Annotated in this window: 20 protein-coding genes; 14 read left to right on the forward strand and 6 right to left on the reverse strand. The window is 66.7% G+C overall.

Annotated elements, in window-relative coordinates; translation table 11 throughout:
- Nucleotides 1-45 precede the first annotated feature (45 nt).
- A complete protein-coding gene (locus ELS24_RS03135; protein ID WP_050447060.1) occupies nt 46-453 on the forward strand; it encodes a RidA family protein in 408 nt (135 codons plus the stop codon).
- Between the two features lie 17 nt (nt 454-470).
- On the opposite strand, the gene ELS24_RS03140 is transcribed toward ELS24_RS03135, so the two are convergent.
- Nucleotides 471-1,457, reverse strand: a complete 987-nt coding sequence (locus ELS24_RS03140; RefSeq protein ID WP_127183376.1) for an AraC family transcriptional regulator — start codon at nt 1,455-1,457, stop codon at nt 471-473.
- A 277-nt stretch (nt 1,458-1,734) separates the two neighbouring features.
- Here ELS24_RS03140 and ELS24_RS03145 point away from each other — a divergent pair, with 277 nt between their 5' ends.
- The 6 genes from ELS24_RS03145 to ELS24_RS03170 are packed head-to-tail and all read left to right on the forward strand — an operon-like array spanning nt 1,735 to nt 7,523.
- Entirely contained in the window at nt 1,735-2,913 is a 1,179-nt protein-coding gene (locus ELS24_RS03145) for an ABC transporter substrate-binding protein (RefSeq protein ID WP_050447063.1), read from the forward strand.
- Between the two features lie 60 nt (nt 2,914-2,973).
- Nucleotides 2,974-4,218 (forward strand): dienelactone hydrolase family protein, encoded by a 1,245-nt coding sequence (locus ELS24_RS03150; RefSeq protein ID WP_127183377.1) that lies wholly within the window; start codon nt 2,974-2,976, stop codon nt 4,216-4,218.
- 9 nt (nt 4,219-4,227) lie between these two features.
- A complete protein-coding gene (locus ELS24_RS03155) occupies nt 4,228-5,571 on the forward strand; it encodes an aromatic ring-hydroxylating dioxygenase subunit alpha (protein WP_127183378.1) in 1,344 nt (447 codons plus the stop codon).
- The gene (locus ELS24_RS03160; RefSeq protein ID WP_127183379.1) at nt 5,562-6,095 is read left to right on the forward strand and encodes an aromatic-ring-hydroxylating dioxygenase subunit beta; all 534 of its coding nucleotides are present in this window, start codon (nt 5,562-5,564) and stop codon (nt 6,093-6,095) included. Before ELS24_RS03155 ends, ELS24_RS03160 begins: the two co-directional genes overlap by 10 nt.
- Nucleotides 6,095-6,703: a cysteine hydrolase family protein gene (locus tag ELS24_RS03165; protein WP_127183380.1), complete on the forward strand. Its 609-nt coding sequence runs from the start codon at nt 6,095-6,097 to the stop codon at nt 6,701-6,703. The genes ELS24_RS03160 and ELS24_RS03165 overlap by 1 nt, the downstream gene beginning before the upstream one ends.
- 13 nt (nt 6,704-6,716) lie before the next feature.
- Nucleotides 6,717-7,523 carry an SDR family oxidoreductase gene (locus ELS24_RS03170; RefSeq protein WP_127183381.1) on the forward strand — a complete coding sequence of 269 codons (807 nt, stop codon included), beginning with the start codon at nt 6,717-6,719 and terminating at the stop codon, nt 7,521-7,523.
- A gap of 37 nt (nt 7,524-7,560) precedes the next feature.
- Here the strand turns inward: ELS24_RS03170 and ELS24_RS03175 are convergent, their stop codons facing one another.
- Nucleotides 7,561-9,351: a DUF342 domain-containing protein gene (locus tag ELS24_RS03175; RefSeq protein ID WP_127183382.1), complete on the reverse strand. Its 1,791-nt coding sequence runs from the start codon at nt 9,349-9,351 to the stop codon at nt 7,561-7,563.
- A gap of 245 nt (nt 9,352-9,596) precedes the next feature.
- Here ELS24_RS03175 and ELS24_RS03180 point away from each other — a divergent pair, with 245 nt between their 5' ends.
- Nucleotides 9,597-10,364, forward strand: coding sequence for a lytic transglycosylase domain-containing protein (locus tag ELS24_RS03180; RefSeq protein ID WP_127183383.1), 768 nt, complete (start codon nt 9,597-9,599; stop codon nt 10,362-10,364).
- Between the two features lie 59 nt (nt 10,365-10,423).
- On the opposite strand, the gene hemL is transcribed toward ELS24_RS03180, so the two are convergent.
- The 3 genes from hemL to ELS24_RS03195 are packed head-to-tail and all read right to left on the reverse strand — an operon-like array spanning nt 10,424 to nt 13,178.
- Entirely contained in the window at nt 10,424-11,701 is a 1,278-nt protein-coding gene (gene hemL / locus ELS24_RS03185; RefSeq protein WP_050447072.1) for a glutamate-1-semialdehyde 2,1-aminomutase, read from the reverse strand.
- A 5-nt stretch (nt 11,702-11,706) separates the two neighbouring features.
- On the reverse strand, nt 11,707-12,372 hold the full coding sequence (thiE, locus tag ELS24_RS03190; protein WP_050447073.1) for a thiamine phosphate synthase: 666 nt from the start codon (nt 12,370-12,372) through the stop codon (nt 11,707-11,709).
- Nucleotides 12,369-13,178, reverse strand: coding sequence for a hydroxymethylpyrimidine/phosphomethylpyrimidine kinase (locus ELS24_RS03195; protein ID WP_127183384.1), 810 nt, complete (start codon nt 13,176-13,178; stop codon nt 12,369-12,371). Before ELS24_RS03195 ends, thiE begins: the two co-directional genes overlap by 4 nt.
- A gap of 162 nt (nt 13,179-13,340) precedes the next feature.
- Here ELS24_RS03195 and ELS24_RS03200 point away from each other — a divergent pair, with 162 nt between their 5' ends.
- The 6 genes from ELS24_RS03200 to ELS24_RS03225 all read left to right on the forward strand — a co-directional run bounded on the left by ELS24_RS03200 (nt 13,341) and on the right by ELS24_RS03225 (nt 17,769).
- Nucleotides 13,341-13,505 carry a rubredoxin gene (locus tag ELS24_RS03200; RefSeq protein WP_003814980.1) on the forward strand — a complete coding sequence of 55 codons (165 nt, stop codon included), beginning with the start codon at nt 13,341-13,343 and terminating at the stop codon, nt 13,503-13,505.
- 148 nt (nt 13,506-13,653) lie between these two features.
- Entirely contained in the window at nt 13,654-14,241 is a 588-nt protein-coding gene (locus ELS24_RS03205) for a YqgE/AlgH family protein (protein WP_050447075.1), read from the forward strand.
- Entirely contained in the window at nt 14,234-14,635 is a 402-nt protein-coding gene (ruvX, locus tag ELS24_RS03210; RefSeq protein WP_050447168.1) for a Holliday junction resolvase RuvX, read from the forward strand. Before ELS24_RS03205 ends, ruvX begins: the two co-directional genes overlap by 8 nt.
- A gap of 22 nt (nt 14,636-14,657) precedes the next feature.
- The gene (locus ELS24_RS03215; RefSeq protein ID WP_127183385.1) at nt 14,658-15,692 is read left to right on the forward strand and encodes an aspartate carbamoyltransferase; all 1,035 of its coding nucleotides are present in this window, start codon (nt 14,658-14,660) and stop codon (nt 15,690-15,692) included.
- On the forward strand, nt 15,689-17,032 hold the full coding sequence (locus ELS24_RS03220) for a dihydroorotase (protein ID WP_127183386.1): 1,344 nt from the start codon (nt 15,689-15,691) through the stop codon (nt 17,030-17,032). The genes ELS24_RS03215 and ELS24_RS03220 overlap by 4 nt, the downstream gene beginning before the upstream one ends.
- Nucleotides 17,029-17,769, forward strand: a complete 741-nt coding sequence (locus ELS24_RS03225; protein ID WP_050447078.1) for a lysophospholipid acyltransferase family protein — start codon at nt 17,029-17,031, stop codon at nt 17,767-17,769. Before ELS24_RS03220 ends, ELS24_RS03225 begins: the two co-directional genes overlap by 4 nt.
- Before the next feature lie 12 nt (nt 17,770-17,781).
- Here the strand turns inward: ELS24_RS03225 and ELS24_RS03230 are convergent, their stop codons facing one another.
- The gene (locus tag ELS24_RS03230) at nt 17,782-18,672 is read right to left on the reverse strand and encodes a LysR family transcriptional regulator (RefSeq protein WP_050447079.1); all 891 of its coding nucleotides are present in this window, start codon (nt 18,670-18,672) and stop codon (nt 17,782-17,784) included.
- Nucleotides 18,673-18,710: the final 38 nt, after the last annotated feature.

The raw sequence follows: 18,710 nt of genomic DNA on the forward strand, positions 1-18,710 counted from the left end.
CGAGACCACCCTGTCGTTTGTTTTTTATAAATAGGATGAGACGTTATGAAGATTCTGCAACCGCCGGATTGGATGGCGCCCCGGGGCTATTCGAATGGTGTGCTTACCGAAATGACGGTGGGCAGCAAGCTCGTGTTCGTGGGCGGGCAGGTGGGGTGGAATGGACAGCAGCAATTCGAATCGGATGACCTGGCGGACCAGGTCCGCCAGACGCTGTCGAACATTGTCGCCATCCTGGCCGAAGGCGGCGCCAAGCCCGAACACATTGTGCGGATGACCTGGTACGTCACCGACAAGGACGCCTATGTGGCCGCGTATCCGGCCATCGGCAAGCACTACCGCGAATTCATCGGCCGGCACTTCCCGGCGATGACGGCGGTGGAAGTGGCTGACCTGGTCGAGGACCGCGCCAAGGTGGAAATCGAAGTGACGGCGGTGGTGCCGGCGGCCTGATCGCGGCGGGGCGCCGTTTACCCTTGCCCACGCCGCGTCTCGCGCGGCAGTTCTCCAAACCGTTCCCGGTAGTACTCCGAGAACCTTCCCAGATGTCCAAACCCCACGCCCAGCGCGACTTCGGTCACGCTGGCGTGGGCGTTCGCCCGCAGCTTCTGCCTGGCCGTGTCCAGGCGCAGCGACCGCAGCGCCATCATGGGCGTGGTGTCGCGGTGTTCCTGGAACAAACGGGTCAGCGCGGTGGCGCTGGCGCCGGCGTGGCGGGCGATGTCCGTCAACGTCAGCGGGGCCGCCAGGTGCTCGCGCATATAGGATTCCGCCAGCGTCAGGCGGCGCGGCAGGTCTTGGGCTTGCCCCGCCTGCGCTTGCCAGCTATTGGGCTGGTTGTACAGCAGGTGCAGCACCAGCGTGTCTTCCAGGTGTTCCAGCCACGCGGCGGGCGGGCGCCGCGCGCCGTCGTCCAGCGTGGGCAGCAGGTGGATCATGCTGGTGACCATGCTGCGCCAGGCCGCGCCCACCGGGTTGTCCAGCCGCAGGGCGGGGCTGAAGTCCAGCGCCAGGGTGGCGGCGTCGCCAAAGGCGCGGCGGCCCATGGCTTCGAGCTTGCCGCGCGGAATCTTCAGCAGCAGTTGTTCGCAGCCGGCTTCCCAGTGCAGCCGCAGCGGGCGGTTGGGCGCGATGACGGCGGCGCAATCGGGGTGGGCGTCCACGTAATCGTCACCGCACTCGATGCGCGCGCGGCCCCGCAGCGGCACTTGCACCAGCATGAAGTCCTGCAGGCGGTCGGGTTCGATATGCACTTCGGCGCCGTAGCGCAAGGTACAGACCGTTAGCGAGCCGAACCGGCCCCGGTTCAATTCGGCGTCCACGCGGCCCGCCTTCCAGGTCAGCCGGTGTTCTTTCAGCGCTTCCGACACGCGGGTGCGTGTTTCGTCCTGTTGGGTGGAGCTGAACACGCGCCGCTTGAAAAGCGGCGCCAGTTCGAGTCGGGACCAGCCGTGCATGGGTGCCTCCGGGACGGGAACGCTCCCGTATCAGCAGCCCAGAATAAATTAACTGTCCAGGCTTTGGAATTAAGTGAATCCCGGATAAGACTGCGCGTATTCGGATAGAGCGGCGCGCCTGCGCGGCATACGCTAGCCAGCAGGCCCTTTGCTATTGGAGGGCGTCGTCACGGCGCGTAAGCTTGGCGACTTTGATCGGCGGCATGCGTGTACCGACGGCAGACGGGATCTGTCAGCTTTCCGCCAGCGCGGCTGGCGGCAGAATCGAAGGTGGCCCATGAATCGACATCTCTGGAGCCGGCGCGCGCTGGCGGCGCTGGTCTGTATCTCTGCCGTGGCCAGCGCCTCGGCGGCTGACAAGATCAAGGTAGGCATGCTGACAACCTTGTCCGGACCGGGGTCCGCGCTGGGCAACGAGATCCGCGACGGCTTCAATCTGGCGCTGCAGCATACGGGCGGCAAGCTGGGCGGGCTGCCCGCCGAAGTCGTGGTGGCCGACGACCAGCAAAAAGCGGACACGGGCCGCCAGGCGGTGGAAAGGCTGCTCAAGCGTGACCGCGTCGACGTCATGACGGGCATCGTGTTTTCCAACGTGCTGCTGCCCGTGATGCCAGCCATTTTGCAGTCTGACACCATTTACCTCAGCACCAATACCGGCCCCGAAAACTACGCGGGCGCGGGCTGCAACCCGAACTTCTTCGCGGTGGCCTGGCAGAACGAAGACATTCCCGCCGCCATGGGCAAGTACGCCACGGACCAGGGCTACAAGAGCGTGGCGCTGATTGCGCCCGACTACCCGGGCGGCCGCGAATCGCTAAAGGGTTTCAAACGTCTGTACAAGGGCGGCTTGTCTGAAGAGATCTACACCCAGCTCGGCCAGTTGGACTACGGCGTTGAAATCTCGCGCCTGCGCGCCAGCAAGCCGGATGCGGTCTTCTTCTTCCTGCCAGGCGGCATGGGCGTGAACTTCATCAAACAGTTCAATGGCGCGGGCCTGTCCAAGGACATCGCGCTGTTGGCGCCGGGCTTCTCGGGCGACGAGGACACCATCGCCGCCGTCGGCGCGCCGATTGCCGGCATGCGCAACACCTCGCAATGGGCGGCTGACCTGGACAACCCCGCCAACCGCAAGTTTGTTGAAGACTTCAAGAAGACCTACAAGCGCACGCCCACGCTGTACGCCTCGCAAGGCTATGACGCCGCCATGCTGCTGGACAGCGCGGTGCGGCAGACGGGCGGCAAGCTTGATGCTGACGCGCTGCGCCCGGCGCTGCGGCGCGCGGATTTCAAATCGGTGCGGGGTGACTTCAAGTTCAACCGCAACCAATACCCCATCCAGAACTACTACCTGCGCGTCGTGGAAGCGGGCGCGGACGGCAAGCTGGCCAACAAGCTGTCGGGCACGGTGCTGACCCAGTACCAGGACCCGTTTGCCGCCACCTGCCAGATGAAGTAGGCGGCGGGCCACGCGCAGCGGGCGTCTTGCAGCAGGCATCAAGCAACACAGGAGAACCGAATGACCCAACACATCACGACGCGCGAGGTGACTGTTCCCTCGCACGATGGCAAGACATTCAGCGCCTACCTGGCCGTGCCCGCCTCGGGCCATGGCCCCGGGCTGGTGCTTTGCCAGGAAATTTTCGGCGTGAACGACTTCATGCGCCGTGCCGCGCAGTTGCTGGCCGAAGAGGGCTACGTGGTGCTGGTGCCCGACCTGTTCTGGCGCCAGCAGCCCGGCATTCAACTGACCGACGGTCCGGCCGACATGCCGCGCGCGTTCGAGCTTTACAAGGGCTTTGATGTTGAGCAGGGCTTGAAAGACATCGCGTCTACCATCGCCTTGCTGCGCGAACTGCCCGAGCAACAGGGCGGTGTGGGTGTGCTGGGCTACTGCCTGGGCGGCAAGCTGGCCTATCTGGCCGCCTGCCGTACCGATGTGGACGTGGCCGTGGGCTATTACGGCGTGGGCATCGAAGACAGCCTGGACGAAGCGGCCAACTTGCGCGGCCGCCTGGTGCTGCACATAGCCGAACAGGACGGCTTCTGTCCGCCCGCCGCGCGCCAGCGCATCCTGGATGCGCTGAGCGGCAAGCCCGGCGTGGAACTGTACGTGTACCCCGGCATGGACCATGCGTTCGCCCGAACGGGCGGCGAGCACTACGACAAGCCGTCGGCACTGATGGCGCACCAGCGCAGCATGGCCGCGCTGCAACGCGCCATCGGCCCCGAGTTCGATTATTCGTACTTGTGGGACAAGCACTGCGAATACGAATTTGGCACGCGCGACGTGGCCGCCACCATGGCCACGATGGTGGCCGAACCCTATGTGAACCACATCCCCACCATGACGGGCGGCGTGGGCCACAAGGAACTGTCGCGCTTCTACCAGCACCATTTCGTCAACGGCAACCCGCCCGACACGCGCTTGATTCCGCTGTCTCGCACGGTGGGCGCCACGCAGATCGTGGACGAACTGCTGTTCTGCTTCACGCACACCACCGAGATCGACTGGATGCTGCCCGGCGTGGCGCCCACGGGCCGTACCGTGGAAATTCCGCTGATCGCCGTCGTGAAGTTCCGGGGCGACAAGCTCTACCACGAGCATATCTACTGGGATCAGGCCAGCGTGCTGGTGCAGGTGGGCTTGCTGGACCCTGCCGGGTTGCCGGTGGCGGGCCGCGAAACCGCCGCCAAGCTGCTGGACGAGACCCTGCCGTCGAACACCTTGATGGCGCGCTGGAAAGACAGCGAGAACAAGTAGGAGCACCCCATGTCTTACACCGACGAACAACTGTCCGCGATGGTGCGCGGCGACAGCGTGCACCGCGGCGTTTACACCGATCCGGCCATCTTCGACCTGGAAATGCAGCGCATCTATGGCCGCGCCTGGATCTACGTGGGCCATGAAAGCCAAGTGCCCAAGACGGGCGACTATCACACCACCCGCGTGGGCGACCAGGACGTGCTGATGGTGCGCGCGTCCGATGGCCGCGTGCACGTGCTGTACAACCGCTGCCCGCACAAGGGCGCCAAGGTGGTGGCGGACGGCGAAGGCTGCGTGGGCAAGTTCTTCCGCTGCCCCTACCACGCCTGGACCTTCAAGCTGGACGGCAGCCATTTGGGCGTGCCGCTCAAGCAAGGGCTGGAAGGCACGTCCTACGACCCCACCGACCCCACGTTTTCGATGCGCCGCCTGGCGCGCGTGGAAAGCTATCGCGGTTTCGTGTTCGCCAGCCAGGCCAAGGAAGGCCCGGCGCTGGCCGACTTCCTGGGCGGCGTGCGCTCGTCCATCGACAACCTGTGCGACCGCTCGCCGGTAGGCGAGGTGGAAGTGGCCGGCGGCATCTTCCGCGTGATGCAACGGTCGAACTGGAAGGTGTTCTACGAAAACCTGCACGACACCATGCACGCCCGCGTCACGCATGAATCGTCCTATGCCGCCGCGCGCGACGAAGCCAAGGAAATGGGCGAAATGCCGCTTGAGCTGCACATCATGGACGGCAACGGCGAGCCCTACGAGTTCTGGGAAAAGCTGGAGCTGCGTGCCTACGAAAACGGCCATGGCTATATGGAAGGCATCTTCAACCCGGGCGCCGCCGAACGCGACCCCGTCTCGCGCGCGCATTTTGAAACGTTGACCGCCGCCTATGGCGAGGAACGCGCCCGCGAAATCCTGGGCATGAACCGCCACAACACGGTCATCTACGGCAGCGGTTCGCCGCATACGGTGTTTCAGCAGTTCCGCGTGATCCGCCCGATTGCCGTGGATCGCACGCTGATCGAGATCCAGACCTTCCGCTGCAAGGGCGCGCCCGACGGTGTGTTCAAGCGCGCGATGCTGTACGCCAACGTCATCAACTCGCCGTCGTCCAACGTCATGCCTGACGACATTGAACTCTACAACCGCTGCCAGGAAGGCAACGCCACGCGCGGCGGGGAATGGGTCAGCATGCACCGCTACCACGGCAGCGACCGCAGCGACGCGGACGGCATGGTGTCCGTCAACGGCACCAGCGAACTGCCCATGCGCAACCAGTTCCACGCATGGAAGACCTATATGGAAGCCGGCGCCGCGTCGAACGCGCCCGCCACGGGAGAAGGCGCATGCTGCTAGACCTGGATTTCGATGTCGGCACGGCCGACCTGGCACCCGCCGAGGTGCCCGCCGACGCCTATCACCGCATCGCGCAGTTTCTGTACCGCGAGGCGCGGCTGCTGGACGAGCGGCGCTACGACGACTGGCAGGCGCTGTGGACGCAAGACGGCATGTACTGGATGCCGCGCGTGCACGGCCAGCAAAGTCCGTATGACCATATTTCGCTGTTCTGGGAAGACCGCATGTTGCGCGACGTGCGCATCCGCCGCCTGGAACACCCGCGCAATTGGTCGCAGCAGCCGCCCACGCGCAGCGTGCGCCTGGTGGGCGGCGTGCAGGTGGAAGGCGTGGACGCGGGCGGCAACCTGGTGGTGCATTCCGCGTTCCAGATGACCGAATGGCGCAAGCGCCAGCCCCGCCAACTGGCCGGCCGCTACACGCACAAGCTGGCGGCCGACGGGGATGGCTGGCGCATCCGCATGAAGCGCGTGGATCTGGTCAATTGCGATGACGTGCATGACGTGTTCGAGGTGTTTGTCTGATGACGGCGGACACCGCGGTGCTGGCGCTGCACTATCAGAACGACGTGCTGCATCCCGACGGCAAGATCCGCGTCGGGCTGGACGCCGACCACGGCGCGCGCCAGCGCCTGCTGGACAGCGCCGCCGCCTTGCTGGATGGGGCGCGTGCGCAGGCGATGCCCATCGTGCATGTGCGCATCGCCTTCCGCCCAGACTACGCCGACCTGCTGCCCAACTGCGCCATCTTTCGCAACGTGGCCGCGATTGGCGCGGTGCCGGAAGGGCAGTGGGGCAGCGAGTTCTACGACGGCTTGCAGCCCTTGGCCGGGAGCCCGCGCGAGTTCATCGTGAAGCACACGCGCATCAGCGCGTTCTACGGCACGCCGCTGGAAGAAACGCTGCGGGTGATTGGTGCGCGCCGCTTGGTGGTGGCGGGCGTGGCCACGCATTCCGTGGTGGAAGGCACGGTGCGCCACGCCGCCGACATCGGGTTTGACGTGATGGTGGCCGAAGACGCCTGCGCCTCCGCCGACCCGGCGGTGCACGAGGCCTCGCTGGCCAGCATGCGCCTGATTGCGCAAACCGGCTCGGTGGCGCAAGCGGTGCGCTGGGCCGCCGCGCCGCATTGATCAAGGATCACTCATGGATTTTTCAGGCTTTCCCGGCTTGGCCGGCAAGACCGCCATCATCACCGGCAGCACGCAGGGCCTGGGCGCCGACATCGCGCGTGGCCTGGCCGCCGCCGGCGCTCGTGTGGTGCTGGTGGGGCGCAACGCGCAAGCGGGCCAGGCGCTGGAACAGGAACTTGACGGACGCGCGCTCTATTGCGAAACCGACATCGGCAGCGACGCGCAGATCCAACGCTGCATTGACGCCACGCTGGCGCGCTTTGGCCGCCTGGACATCCTGGTGAACAACGCGTGTCAGTATGCCGACAGGGGGTTGGCCTCCACCCGCGAAGAATGGCACGCCACGCTGGACACGAACCTGGTGTCGGCCGCCATCTTCACGCAGTTGGCCGCGCCGCATCTGCCGCGCGGCGGGGTGGTGGTCAACATGGGCAGCACCGGCGGCAAGTTCGGCGCGGCGGGGCGCGCGCTGTATCCGGCGTCCAAGGCGGCCATGTTGCAGATCACCAAGAATTTCGCCGTGGAACTGGCGCCGGCTGGCGTGCGCGTGTTGGCGGTGTCGCCGGCGTGGACCTGGTCGCCGTCGGTGGAACAGTTGTCAGGCGGCTCGCGCCAGGCGGCGGATGCCGTGGGGGCGCACTTTCATCCGCTGGGGCGGGTGGGGTCGGGCGAAGAAATCGCCGCCGCCGTGTGCTTTGCGTGTTCGGATGCGGCGTCCTGGATGACGGGGGTGGACATCCCCGTGGACGGCGGCTTTTCCATCCTGGGGCCAGACCGCGGCATTTCGCCGCGCGTCTGGTTCAAGGAACTGGCGCCTTGATTCCCCGCGCGCCCGCCCGCGAGGGCAGGGCGCGGCCTCAGCGAATGACGATCTCGCCTTCTTCCAGCCCGGCCTTGCCGCCGATCTGGTCTTCCAGGAATTCCTGCATCTTGTTGCCGAGTTGAATCTTCACGCCGCTGCAAAAGCGCCGCGTGGCGGCGATGGTGGCGGTGTGCAGTGGTTGCAGGTCGCGCACCAATTGGGCTTCTTCTTCGTCCAGCGCCAGCAAGTCGCTGCCCAGCTTCATATGGGTATTGCGGGCGCGTTCCACTACGTCGCCAGGCGCGCGCTGCGGGTTGGCCTGCAGGAACATCAGCAGTTGCTCCAGCTTGGCCTTTTCCTCGTTCATCTTCAGGCGCTTGCGTGTCAATGCCGAGCGCTTGATGTCGGCATGCGGATCCAGACCGGCCTGCACCAGCGTGGGTATGCCCGAGGGAGACCCGATGGTGCCGGCGCGCACGGCGTTCAGCGCGCGGATCTGGCCGCCCGTGATGGCGCTTTGTTGCGTGTTGGGCGGGCCGACGTTGACGCTGCCGCCCGCCGCAATGCTGCTCTGGCGGATCTCGCGTTCAACGTCCACGTCCTGCCCGGCGCTGATGATGGCGTTTTCAATGAACTTGGCGCGCAGCATGCCGCCACAGACGATGTGAGCGGTGCGCGCGGTGGCGGCGGGGTCTTGCAAGGCTTCGGCCATGCCGATGATGCCGCCTTTGACCGTGACGCTGCCGCCGGCTTCCACCAGCGCCGCCTCGATGGTGCCGTTGACCACCACGTCGCCCGTCACGCGCACTTCCATGGTGGCGGCGATGTCGCCGCGCACCTGCAGCGAGCCTTCAAAGGTGATGTTGCCGGTGGACAGGTTGACGGCATCTACCTCGACCATCGGGTTCACCTGCACGCCGTGGCTGACCAGCGTGGGCGTGCCGGCGATGGTGGCGCGCAGCAGTAGCGGGTCTTCGGGGTCCACGGCGACGCCGCTTACGTCCTTGGAGAAGGGCGTGTCGGGCAGTTCTTCCGGCATCACCGGTTCGCCCAGCACGTTGACGCCGTCCACGCCGGGCAGGGGCGGGTACCGGCGCATCAGGGGCGTGCCCGGCGACACCAGCAGCAGGCTGCCCAGGTCGCGGTAGTCCACCTGGGCCAGTTCGTCGATTTCCTGCGCGCGCGGCTTGAGGCGGTCCAGCAGGCTTTCGAAACGGGTGGGGGTGCCGCGGGTGGGCGGCGTGCCTTGGGCAATGACGACGTTGTCGCCGCTGCCCTTTTCCACGGCCTCGGCCAGTGCCTGTTCCTGCACGCCATGCACAATGCCTCGGTCGGCTACGGCCTGGCGCAGCGTGTCCAGGGTGACGGGTTGCCCGCCCCGGGGCGGGTGCAGCGTCAGCAGCGCGGTCATGCGGTCGGGGTCGAGCTCCAGCTCGAACGAGCCATCCATCACCTGGCCGACCGGAAACTGAATCGGTTCGGCGGTGCTGCGGCAACGGTCGATGAAGGCCAGCACGGCGTGGTTGTCCAGCGCCTCGGCGCTCCAGCCTTGGGCGACAGCGGCGGTAGTCAGCGTTTCCCAACTGGGAATGTCGGTGTTGATGATGGGGGCTGCCCCAGCCAGGGCTTCCTCAGGGAGGGCTTCCTCCAGGAGGGCTGCCCCATCGCTGTCCGCGTCGGCTTCCCGGGCATCGTCGCCGCTGTTGTCCGCATCCGCTGCACTGGCCGCGGGAGAAGGGGCCGGGGGCGCAGGGTCGGGGTCGGGGCGCGGCGGGGGCGTGTAAATTGCCGACAGGACGTTGGTGCTGGCGTCCAGCACCAGCTGCAACGTGTTTTCTGCGTCCATCTTTGCCTCTCCCAGCCTGGCACGAGCGGCCAGGTTCAATCATTTGGTAAATAAACGAAATATTGCGACATATTAGCCTAGTCGTCCGCCGTATGCCCTAGGTAAGTCCCCGATGTTTTCGAAGTTTTCCGGGGGCGGCCAGGGCGGGGTCAGGACTAGGACGTAGGACCGAGCGACAAACCGATTTGATCGCCGCAGCATAGGGGCTCGCCAACGCGTCTTCGGACGCCGCCGGAGCCCCAACCATGGACCCACGACACCGAGGTAACCCGCCAACGTACTCCGCCTTCTTTTGCGCCCTGTTGGCGCGCACCGGCGGCTTGGCGATGTTGATGGCGCTTGTGGCGGGTGCGCTGGCGCTGGCGCCCGCAAGCCCCGCACAGGCCGCCGAAGTCTACCGCTACAAAGACCCCTATGGCGTCTGGCGGGTCATGAAAGTGCCCACGGGCTATGCCAAGCATTACAAGCGGGCGCAGGCGCGCACGGCCTGGCGCCGTAACACCACCACCAAGGTCTGTCTGGAATGTGCACCAAAGCAGGGCGACGGTGCGCGGCTGGCCACGCTGGCGCCGACGGCCCGGGCGCAACGCTGGGGTGAGATCAAGCTGCCCACCGCGCATGACAGCCTGATCGAGCGGGCCGCCAAGGATTCCGGCGTGGACCGGGCCTTGCTGACGGCTGTCATCGCGATCGAGTCCGGTTTTCGCAGCGACGCGCGCTCGCCCAAGGGCGCGCTGGGGTTGATGCAGTTGATGCCGGCCACGGCGGCGGCGGTGCTGGCGGTGGATGATATTGAACGCGCGCTGGTGGACCCGGCGACCAATGTGAAGGCGGGTTCGCGCCATTTACGTCGGCTGATCGACCAATACCCTGGCCGGCTGGACCTGGCGCTGGCGGCGTACAACGCGGGCGAGGGGGCGGTGCGCAAATACGATGCGGTGCCGCCGTATGCCGAAACCCAGGCGTATGTCAGGGACGTGACCGCCCTGTACGAACAGTACAAGACGCCCTGAGGAGGGCGTTCTGGGTGGTGGGGTTTTGAGGGGATCCCCCAGCAGGGACCCCCAGCCGCTTACATCGCGGCGAAGACCTTTTCGGCGATGTCCAGTGTGGACTTGATCACCGCGTCGTCGTGCGTGGCCGACACGAAGCCGGCTTCGAACGCGGACGGCGCGAAGTGCACGCCGTGGTCCAGCATGGCATGGAAGAAGCGATTGAACGCCGCCGTGTCGCACTTGGAGACCTCGGCGAACGAAGTGGGCACCGTGTTGCTGAAATAGATGCCGAACATGCCGCCCACCGAATCGGCCGAAAAAGCCAGGCCGGCGGCGCGCGCGCGTTCTTGCAGGCCCTGGGCCAGCTTGGCGGTTTGCGCCGACAGCTTGTCGTAAAAGCCGGGCGCGGCAATCAGGCGCAGCGTGGCCAGGCCGGCGGCCACGGCCACCGGGTTGCCGGACAAGGTGCCCGCCTGGTACACGCCACCCAGCGGGGCGATGTGCTTCATGACTTCAACGCTGCCACCGAACGCGCCCACCGGCATGCCGCCACCAATCACTTTCGCCAGCGTGGTGATGTCCGGCTTCACGCCGGTCAGCCCCTGCACGCCTTGCGGACCCACGCGGAAACCCGTCATGACTTCGTCAAAAATCAGCAGCGCGCCGTGCTGCGTGCAGACTTCGCGCAGGCCTTCCAGGAAGCCGGCCGTGGGCTTGATCAGGTTCATGTTGCCGGCGACGGGCTCGACGATGATGCAGGCGATGTCGGCGCCGTGCTGGGCGAAGGCCTCGCGCACCGCATCCAGATTGTTGTATTCCAGGGTCAGCGTGTGCGACACGAATTCGGGCGGCACGCCGGCCGAGCTGGGGTTGCCGAAGGTCAGCAGGCCCGAGCCCGCCTTGACCAACAGGCTGTCGGAATGGCCGTGGTAGCAGCCTTCGAACTTCACGATCTTGGCGCGGCCGGTGGCGCCACGCGCCAGGCGGATTGCCGTCATGGTGGCTTCGGTGCCGGAGCTGACCAGGCGCACCTGCTCCAGTGACGGCAGGCGCGAGATCAGCACTTCGGCCAGTTCGATTTCGGCTTCGGTGGGCGCGCCGAACGACAGGCCGTTGACGGCGGCTTCCTGCACCGCGCGCACCACGTCGGGATGCGAATGGCCCAGGATGGCGGGGCCCCACGAGCCCACGTAATCGATGTACTGCTTGTCGTCCGCGTCCCACACGTACGGGCCTTGCGCGCGCTTGATGAAGCGCGGCGTGCCGCCCACGGAGCGGAAAGCGCGCACGGGCGAATTGACGCCGCCGGGGATGCTGAGGCAGGCGCGTTCAAAAAGCTGTTCGTTACGGGACATGGCGTTCAAGGCTTGCGTAAAGGGTTGACGGAATAGGGCGCGGAGCAGGCCGCCGCGGCGGCGCGGATGCTGGGCGCTTCGAAAAGGGCGGTGATGACGGCGATGGCGTCGGCGCCGGCTTGCGCCACCAGCGGCGCGTTGTCGGGCGTGATGCCGCCGATGGCCACCACGGCGGGGCGGGGCGCATCACGTTCGTCGACCAGGCGGCGGGCTTCGGTCAGCACCGACAGCGGCGCGCGCACGGTGTCGGGTTTGACGGTGGACGCGAACATGGCGCCGAAGGCGATGTAGTCGGCGCCCGCGTCCAGCAGTTCGCGGGCGCGAGTCAGGTCGTCGTAGCTGGAACCGCCCAGGATCAGGTCGGGGCCGGCTTCGGCGCGGATGCGCGCCAGGCTTTCGTCGTCGCGGCCCACGTGCGCGCCGTCGGCGCCCACGTCCAGCGCCAGGCGCCAGTCGTCATTGATCAGGAACACCACGCCCAGCTCGCGGCACAGCGGCGCCAACGCGCGGGCCTGTTCGGCGCGCACCGCGTCGGGCACGTTCTTGCGCCGCAATTGCAGGGAACGCATCCCGCCCTCGGCGGCCTTGCGCACGGCTTGCAGCAGGCGGTCGGTGTCGTCCCATTCAGGCGTGACGCCATACAGGCCGGCAGGAAAGCGCAAGGGTTTCATTGCGGTTGGATCCGGTTGGGAATGCGCCGGCCCATGCCCGGCAGGAAACTGGCCGCGACCGACGCATCGGCGTGCGCCAGGCCTTGGCGCACGGCCTCGGGCATGTCCAGCCCGCGCGCCAGCATGGCGGTAATGGCGGTGGCGGCCAGGCCGCCGGCATCGCCATTGCGGTCGGGCGGCGTCTGCCACGGCCAGGTGTGGGTTTGGCCGTTGGGGCCCAGCAGCACATTGGCAAAATGGCCGGGCCGCTGCGGGCTGCCCAGCACCAGCACCCATTGCGCGCCCGCCGCCACCAGGGCGTGCATGGGCGAAGGTGCGTCCCCGATATCGATGTCGCCGTCGGCGTGCCACTGCGCCAGGCGCAGATGCTCGATGATCACCAGATCGGTCTGCGGCAGCACCAGTTCAAGCGTAGCGGCCAGGAGGTCGTCGGCCTCGTCTTCGTCGGCGGCATCGGTGGGCACCGGGGCGCGCTGGCCCAGGTGCAGCACCAGCGGCACCTGGCTGTAGTCGGCGGCGACTTGGGCTGCCACGCTGGCAGTTTCAGCGGTGTATAGTCCGCCCACCTTGATGGCCTGCACGGACATGTCTTCCAGCAGGCAGCGTGCCTGGTCGTCCAGCAGGTCGGGCGAAACGGGATGGATTTCTTCGATGCCGGCAGTGTCCTGCACGGTCAGCGCGGTCACGGCCGCCAGGCCATGGCAGCCCAGCCGGGCGCAGGTGACGGCATCCGCGGGCAAGCCGTCGGATCCCGAGGGATCGAACGGGCCGAAGACCAAAACGAGGGGGGGAGTAACGGGGGCCACGTAGACAGCGCTTGAGCTTTGAGCGGAGTACCCGGATTCATTTTGAGGTGAATCAGGGGAACCCCTATTGGGTTTCGGTAAGATTGTCCCCATTCTAATGGAAGCCCCCCACCTTTGCCCCGCCACGGGGAACCGGGTGGGGTTTTGATGTAAGAGAGAACTATGCGTACTTGGATGTGTCTGATTTGTGGCTGGGTCTATGACGAAGAGGCCGGCCTCCCCGACGAAGGCATTGCTCCCGGCACCCGCTGGGAAGACGTGCCGCCGAACTGGGTCTGTCCCGAATGCGGCGCCCGCAAAGAGGACTTTGAATTGATGGAAATCTGAACCCGACCCGCTGACCCATTCCGCCAGGGCTCGTAAGATGGGGCATGACCCCATCCCACGTAACCAAAGACGGTCTGCCGCCAGGCAAGACGGCCACGCTCGCGTGTGCGACGTCCACGGTTCTTTCAGACTACCCAAAGGGGTTGCCATGACGGAAAAACACCACGAATCCGCCGCATCGCAGGCGGCCAACTTTGCCAACCAGTTCCTGATCGCCATGCCTGGCATGGTGGAAGGCAGCCTGGCCGGCTCGGTCATCTACGTGTGCGAACACACCGAACGCGGCGCGCTGGGCCTGGTCATCAACCGGCCCACGGACCTGACCCTGGGCACCTTGTTCGAGCGCATCGAATTGACGCTTGAAATCGGCCCGGTCAAAGACACGCTGGTTTACTTCGGCGGCCCGGTCCAGACCGACCGCGGCTTCGTGCTGCACGCGCCCGCCGGCGACTACAGTTCCAGCATCAAGATGGGCGCCATGGCGCTGACCACCTCGCGCGACGTGCTGCAAGCCGTGGCCGACGGCAATGGCCCCGCCCGCATGCTGGTCACGCTGGGTTATGCCGGCTGGGGCGCTGGGCAACTGGAAAGCGAAATGGGCCAGAATGCCTGGCTCAGCGTGGGTGCCGACGACCACATCATCTTCGACGTACCCGCCGAAGACCGCTACCCCGCCGCGCTCAAGCTGCTGGGCATTGATCCGGTCATGCTGGCGGGCGATGCGGGCCATGCCTGAAGAAACACTGCTTGGTTTCGACTTTGGCGAAAAGAAGATCGGCATCGCCATCGGCAACACCCTGACGCGCCAGGCGCGCCCGCTGGAAATCATCTTCAGTGAAATCCGCGATGCGCGCTTTGGCCGCATCGCGGCGTTGTTGCAGGAATGGCAGCCCCACCGCGTGGTGGTGGGGCTGGCGCTGGATGCCGATGGCGGCGAACAGCCGGCCACCGCGCGCTGCCGGCGTTTCGCCAATCAACTGCATGGTCGTTTCGGCATCGCGGTCGAGCTGGTGGACGAGCGCGGTTCCAGCATGGAAGCGCAACGCCTTCTGGGCACGCACGCCGCCGATGACGCGATGGCGGCGGCTGTTATCCTGCAACGATATCTCGACACCCTGCCTGCGGCGTAACGCGCCTGGCCCGGCTTTTTCTATGCTGAATCCGCAACTTGATCGCCGCGGCGAACTCATACATCTGCTGACAACGGAAGGGCTGCCCAAGCGCCACGTCGAGCGCTTGCTGGACGCCGCGCGTGCCTATGCGGCAGCGGACGACGCCGGTTCCCCGGCCACTCCGATGCCCGATGGGCACGCCGCGCCATGCCCCGTTTTTCTATCCCTTGGCGATGACCTTGCCGATCGCGACGCCTATGCCGCACTGGCAACGCGGTTGTCGCTCTTGCCCGTGGTGCTGGACGCGCAGGATGTGCAAACCGCGCAAAACGGGCAGCACGCACAACACGCACAACACGCGCCCGACGTGCATGTACCGCCAGGCGCGCCTGCCGGCACCGCGCATGTGGGCGACGCGCTGGCCGAGACGGTGGCGCGCTTGCAGCCCGGCGTGTTGGTGTTGCGCCACGCGGCCAGCGGCGCGGCTCATTGTGCCGCCGCGCACGCTGCGCCGGGCCTGCGTGTCATCAATGCCGGTGACGGTTCGCACGCAGACCCCTTGCCTGCCTTGGCGCTGATACAGGCCATGCTGCACGCCAAGCAGGACCTGACGAATCTGGCCGTGACCTTGGTGGGCGACATCCGCCATTCGCGCCTGGCGCGGTCGGTCATCCACGCCATGACGACCCTGGGCGTGCCCGAGGTACGTGTGGTGGCGCCCCGCACGCTGCTGCCAGAAGGCTTGCCGCAGTTGGGCGTGCGCGAATGCGCGAGCTTGCACGACGGGCTGCAAGCGGCCGACGTCATCATCGTGCTGCCCTTGCAGGTGGAACGCATCAGCGGCGCGCTACTGCCGTCCGCGCGCGAATACGCCCACCTGTATGGGCTGACACCCGTTGCGTTGGCCGCAGCCAAACCCGATGCGCTGCTCTTGCCCGGCGGCGCGCTGACCCCGGGTGTGGAAGTGGATGGCGACGTGGCCGCGGCCCTGCCGCCCGTGCAGGCGCAGTTGGCCGACCTGGAAGACCGCTTGCGCCTGGCCGCCCTGAGCGTGCTGGCCGGAGACACGCCATGAGGCTGCACATCGCCAATGGCCGCCTGATCGATCCCGCCAATGGGGTGGACGGGCAGCATGATCTTTTTCTTGCCGATGGCCGGGTGATGGCCGTGCTGGCGGCTGGCGCCGCGCCGGATGGCTTTCAGGCGGATCGCGTGCTGGACGCGACCGGCCTGGCGGTATTGCCGGGCTTGGTGGACCTGTCCGCGCGCGTGGCCCAGCCTGGCCATGCAACGGGCCTGGCGTTCGCGCCCGCCGAGTTGCGCGCGGCATTGGCCGGCGGCGTGACGCGGCTGGTGATGCCGCCGGATTCAGATTTGGAATCGGCGCTGGACGAACCCGGCAAGGTCGACGCCTTGACGCGCCAGATGGAAGCCGGTCAGCCCCGCATTCATCCGCTGGGCGCGATGACGGTGGGCCTGGCGGGCGAGACGCTGACGGAAATGGGCCTGCTTGCGCAAGCGGGCTGCCTGGCCTATGCGCAAGGCGAGCACGGCATTGCGGATACGCGCGTGCTGTGGGGCGCGATGCGTTATGCCAGCGGGCTGGGCTACACGCTGTGGCTGCGTCCGCAGGACCCATGGCTGGCCCAGGGCGCGGTTGCCGCCAGCGGCGCCTATGCCGAACGCCTGGGCCTGGAAGGCCTGCCGCCGCAAGCCGAGACGGTGGCCCTGAACACCATCTTCGAGCTGCAACGGGCCACCGGCGCGCGCGTGCACCTGACTCGACTGTCCACCGCGCCAGGCTTGGCGTTGCTGCGCGCGGCCAGGCGCGAAGGCCTGGCGGTAACGGCCGACGTGTCGGCGCACAACCTGCACCTGACCGATGTCGATATCGGTTTCTTCGACACGCACTTCCGCCTGCGGCCGCCGCTGCGCGGCCAGCGTGATCGCGACGCCATCCAGGCGGCACTGGCTGAAGGGCTGGTCCAGGCGCTGTGCTCGGATCACACGCCTGTGGACAGGCACGGCAAGGCGGCGCCGTTTCCGCTGTCCACGCCGGGCGCAACGGCTTTGGAACTGTTGCTGCCGCTGACCTTGAAATGGGCGCGCGACCACCGCGTGCCGCTGGCCGACGCGCTGGCTCGGGTCACATCGGGTCCGGGCGCGGTGCTCAGCGGTATCGGCAGCGGCACCAGCACCAGCACCAGCACCAGCAACCCCGCCGCCCAGGCCGGCCAGTTGGGCGTGGGCGCGCCCGCCGACGTCTGCGTGGTGGATCTGGACGCCGAATGGCTGGTGACGCCCACGGCGCTGCAAAGCCGCAGCCCGCATACGCCGTTCGCGGGTATGATGCTGCCCGGTCGGGTACGCGCCACCGTGGTCGGTGGCCAACTGGTCTGGGAGACCTCAGTTTGAAGCTGCTGCGCTTTGTCTTACGGCTGGCCTTGGTGCTGCCTCTGATCGTATTTGGCTTGTTTTGCGTGGGGCTCGTCTACCCCTTCATCCGCCCGCGAACGCGGGCCTGGCTGAACCGGTCGTGGTCGCGCGCGCTGATGGCGGTCTGCGGCCTGAAAGTCAGCTTCAGGGGCGACCCCCGCATGACCGGGCCGGTGCTGCTGGTGGCGAACCATGTCTCCTGGATCGACATCTTCGTCCTGAATTCCGCGCGCCCCACGTCGTTCGTCGCCAAGAGCGAGATCCGTAAATGGCCCGTGATCGGCTGGCTGGTGGCGGGGGCGGGCACGCTCTTCATCGAACGCGGCCAACGCCACGCGGTGCACGCCATGGGCGAGGCCATGCAGGCCCGCTTCAAGCTGGGCGATGCGGTGGGGCTGTTCCCGGAAGGCACGACGACGGAAGGCTTCGACCTGCTTCCCTTCCACGCCAGCCTGTTCGAACCGGCGCGTTCAGCGGCCGTGGAAATTCAACCCGTGGCCTTGCGCTTCCTGCGCGATGGCAAGCGCGACGGCTTCGCGGCGTTCGTGGGCGAAGAAAGCCTGGTGGCCAATCTGTGGCGCGTGCTGGGCGCCACGGGCTTGTCCGTCGAAGTGGTGTTTCTGCCGGTATTGGCGGCAAGGCATCCGGATGGCAGCTTGCCGACCCGGCTCGAGCTGTCGCATCAGGCGCGCGACGCGATCCTGAGCGTGCTGTAAAGGCCTTTCCCCCTACACCCCGCCGGAAAACTCGCAGCAGCTTTCCGCCAGTTCCGCCACGCTTTCACAGAACGCCACGTCCGCGTCACGGCGGAACATCGCGCTGTAGACCGATTGCGGCGGCGCGGTGCTGGTACGCGCAATCACCAACTGCTTCTTGCTGACCATGTCCGCGAAATAATCGCGGGGCAGGCAACTGACGCCGAAGCCGGCGGCAGTCAGGCCCGCCATGGCGATCAGGCTGTTGATCGTGAAGATATTGCTGTCCGGCGTGTGCGGCCGCAGCCAGCCGTCATAGATCATGTTCAAGCCTGACTCGCGGCTTTGACGCAGTAGCGGCAGGCGCGCGATGTCGGCGGGCGTGTAGATGCGGCTGGCGTCGATCAGGTCAGGGCTGCCCATCCAGGCGAATTCCAGGCGTTGCAGCGCCACGACTTGCAAGTTCGGTTCCGCGAATTCCCCGTGCAGGAACGCCATGTCCAACTGCCCCGCCTGCAAGCGCTTGAGCAGGTCGGCCCCGAGGTCGATGTGCGGTTCCAGCGTGATACGCGGATAGTGCGCGCGCAGCAGGCGGATCAAGGCGGGCAGCCACGTCATGGCCGTGATCTCGGTAATGCCGAAACGGAATGTGCCGGTCAGCGTGTGCTGGCCTTTCAGCCGCACCAGCAGGCGGTCGCGATGGCCCAGCATGTCTTCGGCCAGCGCATAGACCTCGTGCCCTCGCGCGGTCAGTTCGGCGCGATGGCCCGAGCGGTCGAAGAGCGCCACGTTGAAGTCCGCCTCCAGCTCCTGGATGCGCTTGGTGATGGCCGATTGGGTGGTGTGCAGCTTCTGCGCCGAGGCGGAAAACGTGCCCAGCCGGACGGTCCAGTACAGGGCCTCGATCTGCTTGAACGTCAGCATGCCGGGCACCGCGTCATAGGGATGTTCATTCCGAAATT

This window comes from Achromobacter spanius, from assembly GCF_003994415.1.
Lineage (GTDB): Bacteria > Pseudomonadota > Gammaproteobacteria > Burkholderiales > Burkholderiaceae_B > Achromobacter > Achromobacter spanius_C.